This is a genomic window from Actinospica robiniae DSM 44927 (genome assembly GCF_000504285.1).
GTDB classification, from domain to species: Bacteria; Actinomycetota; Actinomycetes; order Streptomycetales; family Catenulisporaceae; genus Actinospica; species Actinospica robiniae.
In genome coordinates this window covers 4,243,344-4,264,496 of sequence record NZ_KI632511.1, presented here as the reverse complement: position 1 = coordinate 4,264,496, position 21,153 = coordinate 4,243,344, and the positions used below count along the sequence as shown (strand labels likewise).

At 68.7% G+C, this 21,153-nt stretch carries 18 protein-coding genes; 7 read left to right on the top strand and 11 right to left on the bottom strand.

Annotation, left to right across the window (positions count from 1 at the left end; all coding sequences use genetic code 11):
- Positions 1–23: 23 nt before the first annotated feature.
- The gene (locus tag ACTRO_RS18110) at positions 24–1,406 is read left to right on the top strand and encodes an L-serine ammonia-lyase (RefSeq protein ID WP_034264523.1); all 1,383 of its coding nucleotides are present in this window, start codon (positions 24–26) and stop codon (positions 1,404–1,406) included.
- A 137-nt stretch (positions 1,407–1,543) separates the two neighbouring features.
- Here the strand turns inward: ACTRO_RS18110 and ACTRO_RS18105 are convergent, their stop codons facing one another.
- Both ACTRO_RS18105 and ACTRO_RS18100 read right to left on the bottom strand, forming a co-directional pair.
- On the bottom strand, positions 1,544–2,509 hold the full coding sequence (locus tag ACTRO_RS18105) for an acyl-CoA desaturase (protein ID WP_051451005.1): 966 nt from the start codon (positions 2,507–2,509) through the stop codon (positions 1,544–1,546).
- Positions 2,510–2,681: 172 nt separating this feature from the next.
- Positions 2,682–3,677 carry a phosphotransferase gene (locus ACTRO_RS18100; RefSeq protein ID WP_034264520.1) on the bottom strand — a complete coding sequence of 332 codons (996 nt, stop codon included), beginning with the start codon at positions 3,675–3,677 and terminating at the stop codon, positions 2,682–2,684.
- Between the two features lie 247 nt (positions 3,678–3,924).
- Here ACTRO_RS18100 and ACTRO_RS18095 point away from each other — a divergent pair, with 247 nt between their 5' ends.
- A complete protein-coding gene (locus ACTRO_RS18095; RefSeq protein ID WP_034264517.1) occupies positions 3,925–4,158 on the top strand; it encodes a CbtB domain-containing protein in 234 nt (77 codons plus the stop codon).
- Between the two features lie 12 nt (positions 4,159–4,170).
- Positions 4,171–5,109 (top strand): CbtA family protein, encoded by a 939-nt coding sequence (locus tag ACTRO_RS18090; protein WP_034264513.1) that lies wholly within the window; start codon positions 4,171–4,173, stop codon positions 5,107–5,109.
- Here the strand turns inward: ACTRO_RS18090 and ACTRO_RS18085 are convergent.
- Entirely contained in the window at positions 5,106–5,723 is a 618-nt protein-coding gene (locus ACTRO_RS18085; RefSeq protein WP_169739917.1) for a (2Fe-2S)-binding protein, read from the bottom strand. The genes ACTRO_RS18090 and ACTRO_RS18085 overlap by 4 nt on opposite strands.
- A gap of 115 nt (positions 5,724–5,838) precedes the next feature.
- The gene (locus ACTRO_RS18080; protein ID WP_034264508.1) at positions 5,839–6,714 is read right to left on the bottom strand and encodes an SDR family oxidoreductase; all 876 of its coding nucleotides are present in this window, start codon (positions 6,712–6,714) and stop codon (positions 5,839–5,841) included.
- A gap of 144 nt (positions 6,715–6,858) precedes the next feature.
- Here ACTRO_RS18080 and ACTRO_RS18075 point away from each other — a divergent pair, with 144 nt between their 5' ends.
- Positions 6,859–7,254: a winged helix-turn-helix transcriptional regulator gene (locus ACTRO_RS18075; protein ID WP_034264505.1), complete on the top strand. Its 396-nt coding sequence runs from the start codon at positions 6,859–6,861 to the stop codon at positions 7,252–7,254.
- 35 nt (positions 7,255–7,289) lie between these two features.
- On the opposite strand, the gene ACTRO_RS18070 is transcribed toward ACTRO_RS18075, so the two are convergent.
- The 7 genes from ACTRO_RS18070 to ACTRO_RS18040 form a co-directional block, all read right to left on the bottom strand.
- The gene (locus ACTRO_RS18070) at positions 7,290–9,482 is read right to left on the bottom strand and encodes an alpha-galactosidase (RefSeq protein WP_034275404.1); all 2,193 of its coding nucleotides are present in this window, start codon (positions 9,480–9,482) and stop codon (positions 7,290–7,292) included.
- A gap of 46 nt (positions 9,483–9,528) precedes the next feature.
- Complete coding sequence (locus ACTRO_RS18065; protein ID WP_245594413.1) at positions 9,529–10,395, bottom strand: aldo/keto reductase; 867 nt, start codon at positions 10,393–10,395, stop codon at positions 9,529–9,531.
- Between the two features lie 257 nt (positions 10,396–10,652).
- Positions 10,653–11,447: a CE1759 family FMN reductase gene (locus ACTRO_RS18060; RefSeq protein WP_063628025.1), complete on the bottom strand. Its 795-nt coding sequence runs from the start codon at positions 11,445–11,447 to the stop codon at positions 10,653–10,655.
- A 238-nt stretch (positions 11,448–11,685) separates the two neighbouring features.
- The gene (locus ACTRO_RS48985; RefSeq protein ID WP_211244316.1) at positions 11,686–12,405 is read right to left on the bottom strand and encodes a MarR family winged helix-turn-helix transcriptional regulator; all 720 of its coding nucleotides are present in this window, start codon (positions 12,403–12,405) and stop codon (positions 11,686–11,688) included.
- 46 nt (positions 12,406–12,451) lie between these two features.
- Positions 12,452–13,636, bottom strand: coding sequence for a CE1758 family FMN-dependent luciferase-like monooxygenase (locus ACTRO_RS18050; protein ID WP_034264499.1), 1,185 nt, complete (start codon positions 13,634–13,636; stop codon positions 12,452–12,454).
- A 1,440-nt stretch (positions 13,637–15,076) separates the two neighbouring features.
- Positions 15,077–15,976 carry an IS982 family transposase gene (locus ACTRO_RS18045; protein ID WP_034263273.1) on the bottom strand — a complete coding sequence of 300 codons (900 nt, stop codon included), beginning with the start codon at positions 15,974–15,976 and terminating at the stop codon, positions 15,077–15,079.
- 666 nt (positions 15,977–16,642) lie between these two features.
- Positions 16,643–17,713, bottom strand: coding sequence for a LacI family DNA-binding transcriptional regulator (locus tag ACTRO_RS18040; RefSeq protein ID WP_034264496.1), 1,071 nt, complete (start codon positions 17,711–17,713; stop codon positions 16,643–16,645).
- Between the two features lie 194 nt (positions 17,714–17,907).
- On the opposite strand from ACTRO_RS18040, the gene ACTRO_RS18035 reads away from it, so the two are divergent.
- Genes ACTRO_RS18035 through ACTRO_RS18025 form a run of 3 tightly spaced genes read left to right on the top strand, consistent with a single transcriptional unit; the run spans position 17,908 to position 21,133 of the window.
- Entirely contained in the window at positions 17,908–19,224 is a 1,317-nt protein-coding gene (locus ACTRO_RS18035) for an ABC transporter substrate-binding protein (protein ID WP_051451004.1), read from the top strand.
- Entirely contained in the window at positions 19,224–20,165 is a 942-nt protein-coding gene (locus ACTRO_RS18030; RefSeq protein WP_034264491.1) for a carbohydrate ABC transporter permease, read from the top strand. Before ACTRO_RS18035 ends, ACTRO_RS18030 begins: the two co-directional genes overlap by 1 nt.
- A 5-nt stretch (positions 20,166–20,170) precedes the next feature.
- Complete coding sequence (locus ACTRO_RS18025; RefSeq protein ID WP_084317099.1) at positions 20,171–21,133, top strand: carbohydrate ABC transporter permease; 963 nt, start codon at positions 20,171–20,173, stop codon at positions 21,131–21,133.
- Positions 21,134–21,153: the final 20 nt, after the last annotated feature.

The following is a 21,153-nucleotide window of genomic DNA, read 5'->3' as shown; positions in this document are numbered from 1 at the left end:
CCCCGCAGCTGGAGAAGTGATCAATGGCGATCAGCGTGTTCGACCTGTTCTCGGTCGGCATAGGTCCGTCCTCCAGCCACACCGTCGGCCCGATGCGCGCCGCGCGCATGTTCGCCCGGCGGCTCAAGTCCCAGGGCCTGCTCGCCCAGACCGAACGGGTGCGGGCCGAACTGTTCGGCTCCCTCGGCGCCACCGGCCACGGCCACGGCACGCCCAAGGCGGTGCTGCTGGGCCTGCAGGGTGAGTCCCCGGCCACCGTCGAGGTGGACCGGGCCGATCTCGAAGTGGCCCGGGTGCGCGAGTCCGGCCGCCTGCGCCTGCTCGCCACCGAGATAGGCGACGCGCACGAGATCGCCTTCCACGAGCCGGACGACCTGATCCTGCACCGCCGCCGCGCCCTGCCCTACCACGCCAACGGTATGACGCTGTGCGCGTACGACGGCGAGGGCCGCCCGCTGCTGGAGAAGACGTACTACTCGGTCGGCGGCGGCTTCGTCGTGGACGAGGACGCGATCGGCGCGGACCGGATCGTTCCGGACGACACCGAGCTGCGCTACCCCTTCCGCACCGGCGAGGACCTGCTGCGGCTGACCGCGGAGACCGGCCTGTCGATCAGTGCCCTGATGATGGAGAACGAGAAGGCCTGGCGCTCCGAGGCCGAGGTGCGCGAGGGCCTGCTGGAGATCTGGCGGGTGATGCGCGAGTGCGTGGAGCGCGGCCTCGGCCGCGAGGGCATCCTGCCCGGCGGCCTGAAGGTCCGCCGCCGCGCCGCCATCGCCGCGCGGGCGCTGCGGACCGAGGGGATCAACCCGGCGAACGCGATGGAGTGGGTCACCCTCTACGCGATGGCCGTGAACGAGGAGAACGCGGCCGGCGGCCGGGTGGTGACCGCCCCCACGAACGGCGCCGCCGGCATCATCCCGGCCGTCCTGCACTACTACATGACCTTCGTCCCCGGCGCGGACGAGGACGGCGTGGTCCGCTTCCTGCTCGCCGCGGGCGCGATCGGCATGCTGTACAAGGAGAACGCGAGCATCTCAGGGGCCGAAGTCGGCTGCCAGGGCGAGGTCGGCTCGGCCTGCTCGATGGCGGCCGGCGCGCTGGCCGAGGTGCTCGGCGGGGCACCGGAGAAGGTGGAGAACGCCGCCGAGATCGGCATGGAGCACAACCTCGGCCTGACCTGCGACCCGGTCGGCGGCCTGGTCCAGATCCCGTGCATCGAGCGCAACGGCATGGCCGCGGTCAAGGCCGTCACCGCCGCCCGGATGGCGCTGCGCGGCGACGGCCGGCACCACGTCTCGCTGGACAAGGTCATCAAGACCATGAAGGAGACCGGCGCGGACATGGGCGTGAAGTACAAGGAGACGGCGCGCGGCGGCCTGGCCGTCAACGTCATCGAGTGCTGACGCGCGCGGTCGGTGAGATCTGCTTCTCGCCGCCTCGCTCCAGGCGCTACCCGGCGGTTCGCGCCATCCGCAGCTGCAGCGCGGGGTAGCGGGGTTCGGCGAACCCGAGCGACCGGTAGAGGCCGATGCCGTCGCCGCTACGTACCTGCGCTGGGTGGCTCCACGGTTACCCGCGGCTGTCGCACGTCGTACGCCCAATGCAGGCGCTCGAACAGCCAGATGACCCGTGCCGAGGGGTCGATCTGTCCGGGCAGGATGCCGTGCCGGGCCGAGTTGGGATCCGCGTGGTGGCCGTTGTGCCAGCTTTCGCCGAACGAGAGCAGCGCCAGCGGCCAGAAGTTGGTGGCCCGGTCGCGGCAGCGGAACGGACGCTTGCCCGCGACGTGGCAGACCGAGTTCACCGACCAGGTGATGTGGTGCAGCAGCCCCATCCGGATGATCCCGGCCCAGAAGAACGCCTCCAGCGCGCCGTGCGCGGTGCCGGTCGCCAGATAGCCGACCAGAGCCGGCCCGAGCAGGGAGACCAAGGTCAGCGGGCCGAACAGCCGGCCGACGAGGCGCAGGTCGCGGTCCGCGGCGATGTCCGGCGCGAACCTGGCCCGGTTGCTCAGCTCCCGCCGCAGCATCCAGCCGATGTGCGCGTAAAGCAGGCCCTTGACGATGGCGCGGGAGTCGGTGCCGTACCGCCACGGCGAGTGCGGATCACCCTCCCGGTCGGCGAAGGCGTGGTGGCGGCGGTGGTTGGCCACCCACTGCACCGGCGAGCCCTCGATCGCGAGCGAACCGGCCACGGCAAGCGCGATCCGCAGTCCCCGCTTCGCTTTGAAGGCGCGGTGGGTGAAGCACCGGTGGTATCCGACGGTGACACCGATGCCTGAAACGCAGTAGCAGAGCACTGCCAGCGCTACGTCGAGCGGGGACAGCCCCCAGCCCCAGGCGAACGGGATGGCCGCGAGCAGGCACAGCTGCGGCAGGACCACGAATGTCCACATGGTGAGGGAGGCCGCGCGCGTCTGCGGCGTGTCGAGCAGCGGCTTCGGGGCGGCGTCCGGCAGCGGCGCGGCCGGCTGCTCGGGTACGTCGTCTTGGACAGCCAGTTTCATGCGTTTCCTTGCCGGGGCGACAGGCTGCACAGGCCTATGACGGGCGTATTCATGGTGCTTGCCGACAGTGTCGGCACGGCGTGGGACGGCCTCGTGAACGATGCGACGCGTCGGCTGGCCGAGTCGATGAACGCCGGGGGCGCGGTGGGAAGATACCGCTTAATCCGGGCCGCTAACCCACCGGATCCGGGCCGTCCGCGACCGCATCGAGCATGTACGTCGCGTGGCCGAAATAGTCGAACCCTGATGTAGCGGCGTTCGCCGGGATCGGCCCGTTCGCCGCGTTCGGTGCTCTCGACGACGTGAGCTGATGCATGGTGAGCGACCACGCGCCCTCGAAGAAGCGCACGACCCACTTGGCGCTCTGCACGGCCGCATGTTCCTCCGGTCCGCTCAGCCCGTACTCGCTGAACAGGCGGGCCTCGTCCTGCGGACCGTAGCCGCCCGACATCGACACGCTGGCCAAGTCGTAGAGACCGTCGCCGGCGCCCGCGAACTCCCAGTCCATGAACCAGACGCGCTCGGGACTGCCGAGGATGTTGTTGGCCCACAGGTCATTGTGGTTGAGCCCGCAGCGTCCGTCCGTCATCGCCGCGAGGCGCGCTTCGAGATCGTCGAGCCGGTGCAGCGCTTCGGGCAGATGCGCGGGCATCTCCAACCCGAGGCGTTGGGCGTTGCCGATCAGATGCCGGATTCTCCGGTACACCGCGCCGGGCTCGCCCGGGATGTCGGTGACGGCGTGCATGGCGCGCAGAAGTTCCGCAGTACGGCGAAGGTTCTCCGGTTCGCGCAGGTCCTCGGGGGCCCATGCCCGGCCCGTGACCCAGCGTGTCAGCATATCGCCGGATGTCGTGTCGCAGTACACGACCTCTGGCCCGATGCCGACTGATGCGGCGGCTCGAGCGGCGGCAGCCTCCTCAGCCCGGTCGATACCCAAGTGGGCGGCTCGCCCCGGCTCGGGCACCCGCAGGACGAACTTCTCGACCGCATCGGAGCGTCCCGGCGTCGTGACGATCCAGCTGGAGTTGTTCAGGCTCTGGACGCCGGTCAGCGGCTCGACAGCGAGATCCCCGACGTCGGCGAGCTGCGGAATCCTCCGCAGCAGGTCGAGGATCTCCTGCTGTCGGCCGTCGTCGCGTCCCGACGGACTGTTCGCAAGGCCACTCATATCAGCAACCTACCAGGGCGCGGGCTCGGGCCGGGCGCTTCCGAACGCGGCGGTGCGCGGATTGTGCCATCGCGGCCCGCGCCCCTAGACTCCGCAGGAGATGACGGTGCACGGAAGTCGGTGAGAATCCGGCACGGTGGCGCCACTGTGATCCGCCCACGCGGGGCGGTCAGTCAGATCTGTCGCCGTCATGACGCTCCATCCACGTAGCGAGGGACGCACCATCCCCCGAGGAGGTATCCGTATCATGACGACCATCCCCCTGCACGGCGCCAGCCCGGCTCCCAAGGTCGGAATCTCATCCGAGGCTCTTTCCCGCGGCCGGATCATCGCCCTGCTCAGCATCACCGTCTTCCTGGCACTCGCCGCCTACTACTTCGTCGGCGTCGACGAGGGCATGACCTCGCTCTTCGGCCGGACGATGGTCATCCACGAGTGGGTGCACGACTCGCGGCACTTCCTCGGCTTCCCCTGCCACTGAGCCGGGGTTCCCGTGGAAATCCGCACGATTCTGCGCGGCGCGCTGGCGGGGGTCTTCGCCGGCGTGCTCGCGTTCGTCTTCGCCCGTGTCTTCGCCGAACCGGTCATCAACAAGGCCATCGACTACGAGTCAGGACGCGACGACGCGCTGGCCGCGCTGAACAAGGCGGCCGGACGCACGGTCGCCGCGGACGGACCGGAGATCTTCTCCCGCACCGTCCAGTCCACCGTCGGCATCGCCACCGGCCTGATCGCGTTCTCCGCCGCCATGGGCGCCCTGGTAGCGGTCGCGTATCTGGTCGTGCACGGCCGATTCCGGGTGCGTCCGCGCACCCTGGTGTGGCTGCTCGCGGCCTACGGCTTCGTCGGCGTGTTCCTGCTGCCGTACGTGAAGTACCCGGCCAACCCGCCGGCGATCGGGCATACCTTCACCATCACCACGCGGGGCCATCTGTACCTGGCCTTGGTCGCCGCATCGCTGATCCTGCTCGCGGCGGCCGTGTTCCTGGCACGGCGGCTCTCGCGCCGGTACACGATGACGACCTCGGTCGTCCTCGCGGCCGTCGCATTCCTGGTGGTCTACGGCGTGCTGATCGGGTTGCTGCCCTCGCTCGGCGATCTCTCGGCGAACGTCGCGGCCACCAACCAGTTCGGCTACGCCCGCGCCTCGACCGAGACGCCCCAGCCGATCGTCAACATCCTGTCCACCCCGATCATGGTCGACGGCACGTCCTACGCGCCCGGCCAGATCGTCTACCCCGGCTTCGACGCGGACGTGCTGTGGAAGTTCCGCTGGTACTCGCTGCTGAACCAGGCGCTGATCTGGACGGTCATCGCGCTGACGTTCGGCGCTCTGCTCGAGCGTTTCCTGCGCGGAGGCGGCCGGAAGAAGAAGCCTGCGACGCAGGAGCAGCCGGCGCCGAGCGAGGAGCCGGTTCCGGCGGCTCCCTAATCCGGTTCGACGGGCCGCAGCAGGACGCAGTCGCCGCACAGCGCGCCTCTGCGATCCGGTGCCGCCTGGTAGATCAGGCAGCAGCTGCGGCGCTGGAAGCGGCCTTCCACCGTGATCCGCCACGCATCGGCAAGTACGGATTCTGACAGCGCCCGGGCCCTCACGGCCCGGGCGTTCGTCGTTGCGGCCGGATCCGCGCTGCTCAGCGCAATGCAAGCGCCGTTGAGCGCGGAGGCGACATTGCCGCGCAGCACGCGCGGCGAGACGCCGAACCGGCCCATGAGCTCGCTGAGTTCGAGCACCGAAGGCGGGATCAATCCTCCGCTGCCGTCGTAGCTCCCTGAGTCGCTGTCCGGGATGGAGAGCGCGAACATGCTCCCCAGGGTCGGCTGCCAGTACAGATCGCGCAGGCCGATCGGCGAGAGAGGGCGGCCCATGACCGCCAATGCGAACACCGGCGAGAGCGTGCGCGCGACCAGACCCAAGTGCGTGACGGAAGCCGCCACCCGCAATGGGATCGACTCCGCTGGAACCTGTCCCGCAGTGGCGAGAAACGCGCGTACGGCCTCGACCCGCCCGGCCGACACGTCTGGATCGTCGAGCAGCTCGGCCATCGGGCGCCAGGGCGCACCGGGCTGAGAGCCCGGTGCGTGCACGTCGGCGGCGAAGTACGGCCCCAGCGCTGCGAGATTCATCGGCCGAGACACGTGCCCACGATACAGAGCCCGATCAGCGCGACGTGGCCAGCGCCGCCAGCGCCTGCTCGACTGCCTCGACCGGCGTCGTGGTCGGCCGACCGATCAGCTTCGAGAGCGTGTCGGTCGTCTTGGCCAGCGCGCCCTCCGCGATGCGGGCGTCAGCCTCGGCGAGCGCCTCGGCCAGGAACGGCGGCAGGCCGAAGCCTTCGAGCGCCTGCCGGTAGTCGGCCTCGGACAGGTTCTGGAAGCGAACCTCCTTGCCGGACTGCCGGGAGACCTCCGCTGCCAGCTCCGCCTGGGTGATCGCGACGTCGCCGGTGAGCTCGTAGGCCTTGCCCTCATGACCCTCGCTCGCCAGCACGGCCGCCGCAGCCTCGGCGTAGTCGGCGCGCGTCGCGTAGCCGATCCGGCCCTCGCCGGCAGAGCCGATGATCGCGCCGTGCTCGAGTGCGGCGCCAAGGCTCGCGGTGGTGTTCTCGAAGTACCAGTTGTTGCGCAGGAAGGTGAAGGGCAGGCCCGAGTCCCGGATCGCTTCCTCGGTGTCCTTGTGCACCGAGGCGAAGCCGATCGGGTTGGTCTGCGCCTCGGGAATCGAGGTGTAGAGGATGTGGCCGACGCCCGCCTCGCGCGCCGCGGCGACTGCGGTCAGATGCTGGGCGAGGCGCTCCTCGTTCGAGCCGACGCTGGAGATCAGCAGGAACTTCTCGGCCCCGGCCAGGGCCTTGACCAGGCTCTCCTTGTCGGCGTAGTCGGCCTCGACGACCTCGACCCCGCGGGCGGCGAAGTCGGCCAGCTTGGCCCGGTCGCGGACCGCGGCGCGGATCCGGCCGGCCGGCACGCCGCGCTCCAGCAGCGCTTCGAGGGTGAGACGGCCGAGCTGTCCGCTGGCGGCGGTGATGACGATCATGACGAGCTCCCGTTCGGGTGGATGACGGCCTGGTGACTGCCTCCCACACGATGGCACTAACTTTTGGAAAGCGCAACCGAAGTGAAAGCACGGTCGAGTGGATCGTACTTTCGAGTTCCGGGCGCCTTGGGTTACCCTGGGTGCATGAGTACCGAGAGCGCGGACGGCCTGAACGAGCCGCCCTTCGACGTGCTGGGCAAGCTGTGCCCGTCGCGTCCGGTGCTGGAACACGTCACCGGCCGCTGGGGATCGCTCGTGCTCATCGCCCTGCGCGAGGGCCCGACCAGGTTCAACGAGCTGCGCCGGCGGGTGGACGGGGTGAGCGAGAAGATGCTCGCGCAGAGCCTGCACGCGCTTGAGCGCGACGGCTTCATCGAGCGCGCCGTGCACTCCACCATCCCGCCCCGGGTCGAATACACCCTCACCGAGCTCGGCGCGTCGACCACGGAGAAGCTGTGGGAGTTCGTGCAGATGCTCGAGGACGCGATGCCGCAAGTCCTGCACTCCCAGGCCGAATACGACGGTGCCGCGGCGGCCTGAGCCCCCGCGGCACTCTGCGACGTCGCGCGCGCCGATCAGCCGCCCGCGACAGCGGTCACGGTGAAGACGAAAGCCTCGCCCGGAGTGTTCGCCAGCGCAGGTCCCGCCACGCCGACGCGACCGAGGACGGCCCCCGTCAACCGAACCGGCTCAGGCTGCTGAAGCCCGGCCCACCGAGGCCACACGGCCTCCGGCGCACTCGCGGCCACAACCGGTTCGAGCACGTATTCGCGGCCGAGATCCAAGCCAGGCAAGCGAATCGGCGCCGTCCGGTCGCCGATGCTCGGCTCCAGCTGGACGTATGCGAACACTGCTTTGTCCCGGCTCGGCGAGACGACGCCGTGCACCCAGGCCGCCGCGTCCGGATGGTCCACGCGCACGACGTCTCCCGTGTGCAGCAGAGCACGCAGATCCTTGTACACCGCGGACCACGCGGTCAGCCGCTCCACGTCGCGCTCAGCCCACGCGCTCAGGTCGGCCTCGATCCCGGCGTGGCAGAACAACGCCGTGGCACAGCGCATCGACAGCCGCGATTCGCGCCCGGTGGTGTGCGCAGGGCTGGCGCCCACGTGCGACCCGATCAGCTCCGGCGGCAGCATCAGCCCAGTCCAGCGCTGAATCCGTTGCCTGCTCAGCGGATCGATGTTGTCCGAACCCCAGACCCGGTCGCTGTGTGCCAGCACACCCAGGTCCGCGCGTGCGCCGCCGGAGGAGCAGGACTCGATCTCAAGCTCCGGATGCCGCTCACGCAGCTCGTCCATCAGCCGGTAGACGGCCAGGGTCTGCGCGTGCACGCCGGGCACACCGCCATGAATCGGAGCGGCCACATCGCGGTTGTGATCCCACTTGATGTAGTCGATGCCGTACTCGGATACCAGGGAACTGATCCGCTCCAGCAGATACCCGTACACCTCCGGCCGGGCGAGGTCGAGCACGTGCTGATTACGCTGCTCGCGCGGCAGACGGCGCTCGTCGGCCAGCACCCAGTCCGGGTGTTCGCGCAGCAGCCGGGAATCCGGATTGGCCATCTCCGGCTCGAACCAGAGCCCGAACTGCATGCCCAGATCCTTGACGTGCCGGGCGATCCCGTGCAGACCCGCCGGCCAGACAGCCGCGTCGACGTACCAGTCCCCGAGCCCGGCGTCGTCGCCGCGGCGCCCCAGGAACCACCCGTCGTCCACCACGAACCGCTCCACGCCCGTCTTGGCCGCCAGATCGGCCAGGTGCCGCATGGTGCCCTCGTCGTGCTGGAAGTACACCGCCTCCCACGTGTTCAGCGTCAACGGCCGCGGTGAACGCGGATGCGACGGCCTGGCGCGCATACTCGCGTGCAGGCTCCGGCTGAGGCCGTCGAGACCGGCATCGCTGTGCACGAGGTACACCCACGGACTCTGATACGCCCCGCCCTCGCCCAGCCGGATCTCGCCCGGCTCCAGCAGTTCACCGGCGGCGAGCACAGTCTGCCCATCCGGCAGCTTCTCCACGTAGTGCACGTGATTGCCGCTCCACGCCGCGTGAACACCCCACACGTGCCCATGTTCGAACCCGAACGCGGGCGTGCCGACGACCAGCAGCCCCGCGTCGAAACCAGTGCGGCCGCGACGACTCTCCCGTGACCACACGCCATCCCGCAGCGGCGAACGCTGCGGACTGCGCTCCTTCGCCCAACCCCCGGTGAAGTCCAGGATCTCCGCGGCCTGCGCAGGCAACGGCAGCGCGCACGTCAGCCGCTCGAGCGTATACGGCGTCTGCTTCACATTCGTCAGCGTGTGCCGCATCCGCAGCACCCCGTGCGCAGTCATCTCGATCTCGGTGCGCAGCCGCAGACCCGCCTCGTCATCCACACCGGCGAAGGTGACCGCGCTGCCCGGCCCGGCCGAAGAATCCGTCATCGACCCGGCGCTGATCGGCCCGGACAAGGCGAAGGAGACAGGCAGCTGCCCACCATCGCGGTACCCGGAAAGCAGCGGACGGCCGAACCAGCCGGTCAGCTGCGTAGGCATGAGCGACCCAGCCGTGTCGAAGCCGTCATGACCCAAGCCCGCCACCAGCCCCGCAGCCCGCTCCGTCCCCCAATACGCCGCGCCATCCGCGTCACGCGTCAAACGCGCCCCCCAGTAGACGACGCGCGGCAAGCTCGGACCGCTCACATCGAGAAGCAGGCTGACGCCTCCCGCCGCGAGCTCGAGGACGGACGGTTCGGACGACGGAGAGAGAGAAGCCACCATGGTCACGAGCCTAGGAACCCGGCCAGCGCAAGGTCAACCAGCGGAATCAAACCGCCTCCGCGATCTCCCGCCCGAACGCCTCCAACGTGACCTCCTCCGGCTCCGGCCCACCCCGCACACCGGTGTCCAGCCCGTCCAGAATGTCGAGCTCCGCAGTCGAAAGCTCGAAGTCGAACACGTCGAAGTTCTCCGCGATCCGCTCCGCCCGCACCGACTTCGGAATCGCCGACCGCCCCTGCTGCAGATGCCACCGGATCATCACCTGCGCCGCCGTCTTCCCGTGATCCGAAGCGATCTGGCCGATCGCCGGATCGTCGAACGTCCTGCTCCCGCCCCCGCGGTAGCTCGTGATCCCCCCGATCGGCGACCAAGCCTGCGTCACGATCCCCCGCGCCGCATCCGCCTTCTGCACCCCCACCTGGCTGAAGTAGGGATGCACCTCGATCTGGTTGACCGCCGGGATCAGCGACGCCACCTCAAGCAGAGCGCTGAGATGATCCTCCATGAAGTTGCTCACCCCGATCGCCCGCACCCGCCCCTCCGCGTGCAGCGTCTCGAGCGCCCGGTAAGCCTCCAGAGTCAGCTCGAATCGAGACGGCAAAGCCTGGTGCAGGATGAGCAGGTCGATGCGCTCAAGCCCGAGCTTCTTAGCGCTCTTCTCGAAGGCATGCAGCGTCTCGGAGTACCCGAAGTCGCTGATCCACACCTTGGTCTCGACGAAAACCTCGTCCCGCGGCAGCCCCGACAGCCGCAGAGCGTGCCCGACCTCCCGCTCGTTCCCGTAAGCGGCAGCCGTATCGATCAGCCGGTACCCGGTCTCCAGCGCCGCGCGCACGGCCTCCGTCGTCACTTCCGGCGGCGTCTGGAAGACGCCGAAGCCGAGCGCGGGCATCTCGATGCCGTTGTTCAGCATGAGGGTAGGAGTCCGGTTCCGCATGGCGCATGCCTCCAAGGCGAGCTGAGCCGAGTCCAGTACCCCTCGACCATCCCCCGCCGCCCCCCGCCCCCGCTCACCGCGCTGCGCCACCCGGTCTACGCGCAGCCCTACCGCCCGCACCTCGCCCTTGCCCACGCACCCAGTCTTGTCCGCGCCCGCTCACGCCCCCACCCACAGGTTTGCCCGAGCGGCCTACCCCGCCCGCCCGAGCCGCCCGCACTCCCACTCCGGACTCAGTTCCCCGCGCCCGCGCGCCCGCCCCCAGTCGCCAACCGCATCAACTCCGAGTCGAAATCCACGCCTGACAACTCATCGCCGCCTCTGGCCCCGCTTCCGTTCCCGTCCCCGCCCGCGTCACCATCCCCGTCTCCGCCGGCCGCCGACCCCGCCGCGCCGCCGAACCGGTGCTCATGCCGCGACCACGTCTCCGCCGCGATCGCGCCGCCCACCCCGCTCGCCACCAGCGCAGCAAGCTCGATGGCAGCACGCTCGATCCGCTCCCCGAGCGCGGGCGCCCCCCAGTCCTCCGGACCGGCGAAGAGCGCCGTCGGGATGACGAGCGCCCGAAGGTAGGCGAAGAGCGGCCGCAGCTGTTCGTCCGGAACAAGCGCATGCCGGGCACTGCCCGCAGTAGCCGTCACGGCCACCGGCTTGCCGATGAGCAGGTCGTCATCCAGCACATCGATGAACGACTTGAAAAGCCCGCTCACCCCGGCTTTGTAGACAGGAGTCGCCGCAATGACGCCATCCGCAGCGGCGAGCCGCTCCACCGCTGGACGCAGTGAGTCCACAACGAACCCCGCCACATTCGACTTGGCGACGTCCAGCGCCAGCGCCCGAAGCTCGATCGTCGAAACCCGCGCCTCAACCCCACGCCCACGAAGCCCCGCCAGCGTCTTAGCGGCCAACCGCTCACCCAGCAGCGTGGACGAAGAAGGCTCGCTGACCCCCGCACTGATGATGACGATGTCGCGCACGTCGTCACCCCGCGGCTGTCCACCCGCGCTCCCGCCGTTGCCCATGCTCATCCCATAGTTCCTTTCCCGCTCATCCCAACTCTCCGCCCGCGGCTCCGTTGCCGCCTGCCATTCCAGCCCCGAGCCCGCTCGCTACTCCGCTCAACTCGTTGCCCCAGCTCCGTCAGCCACGCCGATTTGCCCGCCATCCCAGCCCCGAGCCCGCTCGCTACTCCGCTCAGCTCGTTGCCCCAGCTCCGCCAGCCACGCCGATTTCGCCCGCCACCCCAGCCCCGAGCCCGCTCGCTACTCAGGGCTTGGTTTGCCACTCCGTCGCCGCCCGCACTTCCGGCTCCGCCGAGTTCGACGCCGAGTCCGGCGCCCGCCCCAAGCCCGCCTTAGGTACCGACAGCGATCCCGCTGATCCGCTGGAGCCCCCTCGCCGCCCCACGCCGGCCGCGCCGCCTTCCGCGTCCGCACCCTCTGCGCGCCGGAGACTCGCTCCCCTCAAGCTGTCCTCCGCGCTTGCGGTCGCCTTTCCTTCGCGCTCCACCTTCGCTGCGCCCGCCCCCGCTATCAACGCGCTGCACAGTTCGTGTAGCTGCCGCAGCTGATCGCCCTCGAGCGCACGGTTCATAGCCCGCACGATCTGCCGCACGTGGCGTCGCCCGACGACCTGCTGCACCTCGCGTCCCGCCGCGGTGAGCCCGATCCGTTGCGCACGAGCATCGTCAGGATCCGGTCGACGTTCGACAAAGCCGCGTTGCTCCAAGCGGGCTATAAGCCGTGATACACCAGGCTGCGTCAGCATGATCTGCTCATTGATCTCGGTCATCCGCAGTCCCGCCGACGACTTGGAGAGCGTGTAGAGCACGTCATAGTCCTGCCGCGTGAGCTCGCCCCACACGTCCTCGCCGGCGAACTCGCGTGCCAGCACCACCTGCGCGCGAAAGAGCGCTTCCCAAGCCTCGGTGGCCAGCCGCACGCCGCTCGGTTCATCCGTGCGCGCGTCCTTCATGTGGTCGTCCATGCCGACTCCCATCTCCGTTGCCGCTCACGGCTTCCACTCTCTGTTCTCACGGGGTCGGGTGGATGGCCGTGGTCTCAGCGTCAGTGTCCTGGTACGGCGAGGCGCCCGTCGTGTTGTCGCCCCGGTTCGGGTTCGGACGCGGGTGCCGCACCGGTCCGTCGCCGTACTTGGCTTGCACCAGCGACGCATGCGTCGGTGCGTCGGGCACCCCTGCCGCGCGTCGGGAGTCGAACTCCTTGCGCAGCACCGGCACGACCTCCTCGGCAAGCAGGTCGATCTGCTTGAGTACCTCGGCCTGGGGCAGACCGTAGCCGTCGACGACCCACAGCTGGCGCTGGTAGTCGCCGAACAGGTCGTGGAACGTCAGGGTCTTGTCGATGACCTCCTGCGGGCTGCCCACGCTCGTCGGCGTCGCCTGAGTCCAGTCCTCGAGCGGGATCCGGATGCCGTGCGGGTTGTTCTCGAAGTACGGCCGGTAGGCGGTGTAAGCATCCTGCGAGCGCTTGGCGATGTACGAGTGCCCACCGAGGCCCACGATGGCGTCCTGCGCGCGGCCGTGGCCGTAGTGCTCGTAGCGCTTCCGGTAGAAGTCCACCAGCGGCTTGAAGTTGCCGTTCGGCGCGAGGATGTTGTTGGCAAAGAAGCCGTTGCCGTAGTACGCGGCCTGCTCCGCGATCTCCGGTGTGCGGATGGATCCGTGCCAGACGAAGGGCGGCACGTCGTCGAGCGGCCTCGGTATCGAGGTGAAGCCCTGCAGCGGCGTGCGGAAGTCCCCGTTCCAGTCGACGACGTCCTCGCGCCACAGCCGATGCAGGAGGTTGTAGTTCTCCAGCGCGAGGTGCACCCCCTTGCGGATGTCCTTGCCGAACCACGGGTAGACCGGCACGGTGTTCCCTCGGCCGAGCATCAGGTCCATCCGGCCCTTGGCGAGATGCTGGAGCATCGCGTAGTCCTCGGCGATCTTCACCGGGTCATTGGTGGTGACCAGAGTGACCGAGGTCGAAAGGATGATGCGCTGGGTCCGCGCCGCGATGAAGGAGAGCAGGGTCGTCGGCGAGGAGTCGAAGAACGGCGGATTGTGGTGCTCGCCGACCGCGAAGACGTCCAGGCCCGCTTGATCGGCATGCGCCGCCATCTCGACGACCGCGTCGATCCGCTCGCCCTCGCTCGGTGTGCGCCCGGTCGTCGGATCCCGGCTGACGTCGCTGACGGAGAAGATCCCGAACTGCATGTCCTGTCCTCCAACTCTCAGGGGTGCCCGCCGTGTGCCGATGGGCTCGCGGTCACTGCCGAGTGGAACATGCATGACTAATCATGTATTCCCGACGGCGTACGCGACGCGGTACGTCCGGCCCACATCCCAAGCGTGCACACGGACCTCATAGCGGCCAGCTTCCTAAGAAATTTCCCAATACCTCGCATACACCACAAGGCATCGCTACTCTCAAGATATCGGGTAATTTCACAGGGTGACGGGCAGGGCAATAGCAAGAGGGAGGACCATGCAGTGGACAACGGCGCTCGCCGCGATGCTTGTCGGCTTCGGCGCGGCGGCCCAACTATCGCGGCCGGGTGTGTGGGGAACCGCGCTAACCAGCATGTGGCCAGCCGCACTATTCGGCTCCCAACACAACGGCGTCCGTTGGAGCCGCCAGCGCTCGTGCGCGGCATTGGTAGAAGCCAGCGACACTCCATTCACGCCGCCGCGCCGGGAGCTCGCACCGACAAATGCGGGAAACGCACGAGCGGCATCCACGCGCGCGCCGCCGCGAAACAAGAAGCGCGAACTAAGCCCTTGTAAGCCTTCTAACGGCGAGTCGGATCCGAAGCGCTCGCTTCGCCTTCTCAGAGCGCCCGAAATTTTCGGTCAGTATTTCGAATCGTCAGCTCGGATGAAGCGAACGAATCGCCGCCGCAAGGCGCCGCTGCGGCAACGAAGCCGAGGCCGTCGAAACGAGAGGAGCCTTTGCATATCCTAGATCGAATATTAGACATCGATGCTCGCGGGAAGCAGCGTGGCACGTCTGACGCTCGTACAGAGTTCAGGGAGTGGCCATAGGTACGAGCCTTGGACACGTCACGGGTGGGCCCAGTGGTGGTCGTGTGCCCGAGACGAGTCACGGTGAGCGCCGGGCTGCGGTCAGCCGCGAAACGGGGGAGGGGTGGGGTGGGGGCGGGGAGGGGGCCCCAAGGTCAGCCGGACGCTTTGGTCGTGCCGGACGCGAGCCATGCCGCAGCCGTCGACCTCACGGCCAACGAGTCCATGGCCGCCGGCGCCGCTGTGCGTGAAGATTTCAGCGCTTCGACATGAAGAGCCGCGTCCCGTGAGATGCGCCGCGCACGAGGGGCCGCCCCGCGCCCGGCGACTCGACGGACCGACCGCTGCGCCTCAGCAAATTTATGGGGGGAGCGACGCGGAGGCGCTGCGGCTGAAGATCTTCGCTGACGTGGCGGGCGTGCTGGCGCCGCGCTGGGGCAACTCCACGGCATGTCCGCGCGTTGTGCCGTAATGCTTCGGGGGGGGCGTTTCCGCACTGCAGGACCTCGACGACGCGGCGGGGTGAGGCTTGCTCGACGGCTCGTGGACCCGGTGTTTCGGAAGCGGCTAGATGACTGATCGGGTTTCATTGCGCGGGGGTGGCGCGAGCGTTTTGGCTGGTCGGGTCGTTGGTTAGTGGTCGTAGGCGATCAGGGAGCGCTTGACGTGCGCGCCGGTGCTCCAGTTGTGCCAGACGGCGGCGTTCAGGGCCAGGATGCGCTGGACTACGCGGGCGAACAGTCCGGACGGTTCATGTGCTCCTGGATGCTCGATGCCGAGTTGACCCTTGAGGGTGTCGATGACGGATTCGACCCGGTTGCGAAACCACTTGGGAAACACCCCCGGATCTGTCTCGTTGCGCATCGCCGGGCGCACCAGGACGACGCCTTGATCGAGGAGTTCCGCTTCGAAGGGTTTGCTGCGAAACCCCTTGTCGCCCACGGCCGTGGTGGCGTGGGGCATCGTCGTGTATGGCTGTTCCTGCATCAGGAGCACGGCCCGGCGCTCGTCGATGAGTTTCGGGTTGACCAGGACGAACCCGGTGACCAGGCCGTCAGCGGTGACCTCGAGGAGGAGTTTGCAGCCCCAGAAGTACACACTGTGGGACTTGTCGTAGCCGTAGCCGGCGTATCCGAACAGGTTCGAGCAGCGCACCGTCGTGCGCGAGGTTCCGCAGATCACCTTGGTCCCGTCGATCAGACGGACCACGTCCTGACTGGAGGGGCACGCGGTCGCGAGGTAGAACACCGTGTGCTGCATCAGCGGGCCCACGGCGCGCAGTCTCACGTTGTACTGCGATTGAGACAAGAGCCTGGGAAACAGGTGCCCGATCAGCTTCGGGGCCGAGCGGATCCAGTGGCGCTCGTCGTTGAAGCGCAGATGGGCTTGGGCTACGGCGATACACACGACCTCGGCGTCGGTAACCTCCGGCGGTCGACCGGGGCGGTCGGGGGCGGATTCCAGCGAAGGCATGATGCAGTCGGTCAGCGCCACGTAGAGTGCAGTCAGAAGGGTGTCCAGGTCGATGTGCATAGCGAACTCCCAGGTGAGATTGGTTATTCGCTATCCAGCCTGGACACCCTTCGTGATCGTTCACAGCAGATCGACGGGTTCGCCACCCCCACGCAATGAAACCCGATCAGTCATCTAGTGCCTCGTCGCATGGAGGGTGCTTCGTGCCTCTGTGCTCGGCGACGCGGTAGGCGTCACTCTCGGCGGTTCGGGGACGCGGCGGATGTCGCTGGCTCGACTGCTCATAAGTCCGGCGCTCGGAAGCGGTTCGCGTCTTGTCGCTCGGAGCGGCCTTCGTGCCTCGATGCCCGGCAGTGCTGCTGCGCCACACTCCCTGGCTCAGCGGTTCTGCTGCGCCTGACTTTCGTGCTGCGGATTCGCGGCTCGATGCTTCTGCGGCGGCGTGCTTCCGTGGCGCCCCGGCGTTCGCGTCGTACCGGCGTGCTTCCGCGCCGCCGCAGTTTCGCGCTCCAGCGCCGCCCATCCGCGTGGGCTCCGCCGCGCTTCCGCCCGCGCCGCGTGCCCGCGCCGGCTTCCCCGCCCGCTGCGGGGTGCCTCGGAGGGGCCTCGGCGCGCCGCGCCTCGGCACCCGGCGCGGCGGAACTTCGCGGCACCCGCCGCGGCGAACTTCGCTGCGCGCTAGCGGCGGGGCTTCGCTGCGCGCTAGCGGCGGGGCTTCGCGGCGCGCTAGCGGCGGGGCGGGGTGGTGCTGCTGCGGATGACGAGCTCGGTGGCGAGTTCGACGCGGTTGGCGGAGGGGCCGCGGTCGTTGGCGCGGGCCATGCCGATGACGATGCGGGCGGCTTCGGCGGCCATCTCGGCCAGGGGCTGGCGGATGGTGGTCAGGGGCGGGCCGACCCAGCGGGCGGCGGGGAGGTCGTCGAAGCCGACGACGCTGAGGTCGTCGGGGATGCGCAGGCCGAGCTCGCGGGCGGCTTCGTAGACACCGAGGGCTTGCTGGTCGTTGCCGGCGAAGATGGCGGTGGGGCGGTCTTCGAGCTCGAGCAGCTGCCGGCCGCAGTCGTTGCCGGCTTCGTGGTGGAAGTCGCCGGCGCGCACCAGGTTCGGGTCGAACTTGACGCCGGCGGTCTCGAGGGCGGCGCGGTAGCCGTCCACGCGGGCGCGGCTGCACAGCATCCGGTCGGGGCCGGCCACGACGCCGATGCGGCGGTGGCCGAGCTCGAGCAGGTGGCGGGTGGCGGCGAGGCCGCCCTGCCAGTTGGTGGCGCCGACGGCGGGGACGTCGGGCTCGAGTTCGCCGGCCGGGTCGATCACGGCGAAGGGGATTTCGCGGGTCGCGAGCTGGTCGCGCTGCGCGGGCTCCAGCTTGGAGAGCACCAGCAGCACGCCGGTGGGGCGGCGGGCGAGGACTCCGTCCAGCCAGGTCTGGCCCGGGGTGAGGCGGCCGGCGGACTGGGACAGCACCAGGCTCAGGCCCTCCTGGTGCGCGACCTGCTCGGCGCCGCGGATCACCTCCATCGCCCAGGCGCTCTCGAGCTCGTGGAAGACCAGGTCGAGCAGCGGCGCGGCCTGGATGGAGCGGCGGCGGTAGCCGCAGGCGCGCAGCAGCGCCTCGACGCGCTCCCTCGTCGCGGGGGCGACGTCGGCACGGCCGTTGAGCACCTTCGAAACTGTCGGAGTCGAAACCCCGGCGGCCCGGGCGATGTCGGCGAGGGTGGCTGACTCGCCGAGCGGGCTGCCGGCCGAGCCGCCGGTAGCCTGTGCGGGGATTACGCGTGAGGTCACGGGCTTGATCATAGCCCCTGGGCGGCCGATCCGGCAGTGCCTGTCGCCGACTCGTATCGGCGCCGGTTGTCGATCCTTGCTTGTTCCGCTCTGTGGAAACCGCACTTGACATCGAAAATCTGCCCGGTTAACTTTCCTGCAAGATTCGATAGAATGCACGAAACTTTCGAGCTCAGGCGAGGTACCCGGTGACAACGAAGTCCGGAATGCGAGGGATCTCGCGCCGTTTCGGCGGTCGATTCTCGCGCACGGCGCTGGCGCTCACCGTGGTGTCGGGCCTGACGCTCACCGCCGCGGGATGCAATTCCTCGTCTTTGGGCGGGGACGGGGCTCTCGTCGTTTACACCTATGGCGACGGTTCCACCGATGTTCAGCAACAGGCCGTAAGTGACTTTAACAAGACCTCCAAGGTGCAGGTCAAGCTTGTCACCGTGCCCGGCGCGAACTACGCCTCCAAGCTCCGCATGGTGATGAGCTCTCCCGTCGCGCCGGACGTCTTCTTCAACTGGGGCGGCGGCAGCATCGAGCCTTACGTGAAGGCCGACCAGCTCGTCGATCTGACGCCGTATTTCAACGAGGCTCCGCTGAAGGACGCCTTCCTGCCGTCGGTGGTCTCCGCCGGCGCGGTCGACGGCAAGGACTACGGCGTGCCGATGCGCGGGATGCAGCCGGTCGTGCTGTTCTACAACAAGACCCTCTTCGCCCAGTACGGCCTCCAGGCGCCGAACACCTGGGACGCGATGCAGACCGCGGTCACCACGCTCAAGGCGCACGGCATCACCCCGTTCGCGCTCGGCGACTCGGACAACTGGCCCTCGCTGATGTGGCTCGAGTACCTGCTCGACCGGGTGGGCGGTGCCTCCGTCTTCCAGAAGATCCAGAGCGGCGACGCCTCGGCCTGGAGCGATCCGGCCATGAGCACGGCGCTGAACGACATCAACCTCCTGATCAAGGAGGGTGCGTTCGGCAGCACCTTCACCTCAGAGAACTACACCAGCAACGCCGCGCCGACGCTGCTGGGCACCGGCAAGGCCGGCATGCAGCTGATGGGCTCGTGGGACTACGCGAACCAGGTCACCAACCACGCTTCGTTCGCCGAGAACGACGAGGCCTGGACGACTTTCCCCACCGTCCCGGGCGGTACCGGTGATCCGGCGGACGTGGTCGGCAACCCGGCCAACTACTGGTCGATCTCCGCGAGGACCAAGAACCTGGCCACGGCCATCAAGTTCGTCCAGTTCATGACGCAGACTTCGTACGAGAAGGATCAGCTGGCGGGCGGCAACATGCCCACGAACACCGACGCCGGGGCGCTACTGCCGAGCTACCCGAACTCGCAGTTCCTCCAGTTCCAGTACCAGACCGTGCAGAAGGCTCCGTCCTTCCAGCTCTCCTGGGACCAGGCGCTGCCCACCACCGTCGGCACTCCGCTCGACACCGAGGTCGGCAGGTTCTTCGCCGGTCAGGTGTCGGTCTCGCAGTTCGAGAGTGACATGACGAACCTTCAGAAGAACGTCGGCTGATGACTCTCACTGCTCCCGCCACCAAGCCCCAGCAGCGCCAAGGCGCCGCGTCTCGACGCGCCAAGGTCGGCCGGCCGCGCCTCGCCTGGGCCCTGCCCGGCGTGCTGTTCTTCGCGCTGTTCGCCATCGCGCCCATGCTCTACTCGCTCTACCTGTCCTTCTGCGGCAGCTGGAGCGGGATCGGCCCGGCGCGGTTCGTCGGCTTGCAGGACTGGCACCGGCTGCTGAGCGATCCGGCGATCCGCCAGGCCACGACGCTGACGGTCGAGATGACGGTGCTCAGCTGGCTCTTCCAGACGCCCATCTCGCTGCTCATCGGCGTGTGGGCGGCGGGGAAGCAGCGCAACCGGGCCATCATGTCCGCGCTCTTCTTCCTTCCGCTGGTGCTGTCCAGCACGGCGATCTCGCTCCTGTTCAAGGCACTGCTCGACCCGAACTTCGGCCTCGCGTCGACGTTCGGGCCGTGGCTCGGATTCCCGCAGGGCAACATCCTCGGCTCTTCGCACGGCGCGCTGCTGGCGCTGGTGTTCGTGGGCGGCTGGCAGTTCATGCCGTTCCACACGCTGATCTACCAGGGCGGCGCGCGGCAGATCCCGAAGTCGCTGTACGAGGCCGCTTCGCTCGACGGCGCGGGCCGGGTCTCGCAGTTCTTCCACATCACGCTGCCTCAGCTGCGGCACACGATCACCACTTCCTCAGTGCTGATCATCGTGGGTTCGCTGACCTCGTTCGAGATGGTCTTCCTGCTCACCAACGGCGGTCCGGGCACGTCCTCGACCACGCTGTCGCTGGCGATGTACCAGAACGCCTTCCAGAACTTCGACTTCGGCTACGCGAGCGCGCTGGGCACGGCCCTGGTGATCGTCTCCACCCTGCTGTCGCTGGTCATGGTGAAGTTCAGCGGCTTCGGCTCCATGCGCAGCACGCGCGAAGGGATGTGATCGGAATGGCTCTCGACACCAGGACGGAGCTCGCGACCGGTCCCGTCGCCGTGACCTCCGGCGCACGCCCGCCGATCGGCGGCTCCGGCGACACCAACCCCGGCGACACCGGCCGGAAGAACGCCGACCGCAACCGCGCCCTGCGGAAGCGGCTGCGGCAGGCGAACCCGATCGCGGGCGCCGCATCGTTCGCCTGGCTGCTGGTCGTGCTCGTTCCCGTCTACGTGATGGTGAACGCCTCGTTCATGCCGCAGAGCTCCGCGCTCGGCGGCAAGCTGCTTCAGCCGGCCGCGAACTTCACGCTGGCCAACTACCGGCTGGTGCTGCAGAGCGGGTTCCTGCATCTGCTGCTCAACAACGTCCTCGTCACGGTCGCGACGATGGCGCTGGTGCTGGTCCTGAGTGTGCCGCTGGCGTTCACGATCGTGCGGGCGCCCGACACCAAGGGCATGCTCGTCTTCCGGGTCTTCTTGCTCGGCCTGGCGATCCCGGCACCGGTCATCATCGTGCCGCTGTCGGTGATGGTCGCGAAGATGGGCATTTACGACTCGCTGTGGGCGATCATCCTGCCCACCGCCGCGTTCGCCATGCCGGTGACGCTGCTGGTGCTGGTGGGCACGATGCGGGACATCTCCGAGGAGCTGTACGAGGCCATGGCCTTGGACGGCGCGGGGCCGCTGCGGATGATGCTCACCCTGGCCGTGCCGCTGTCGAAGGGCGGCATCAGCACCGTGTCCGTGTTCACCGGCCTGGCCGCGTGGAACGGACTGCTCTTCCCGCTCATCCTGACCCAATCGCCCGAGAACGAGGTGCTCACCACCGGCTTGTGGAACCTGAGTAGCGAGTACGGACTGAACCTGCCGGCCACCTTGGCCGCGCTCACTCTCTCCGGCATCCCCATGCTCGCGGTCTACCTGCTTGCCCGCCGCGCGCTGATCAGCGGCGTCATGGGAGTCGGCGGCAAATGACCCCGACCCACCTCGACGCC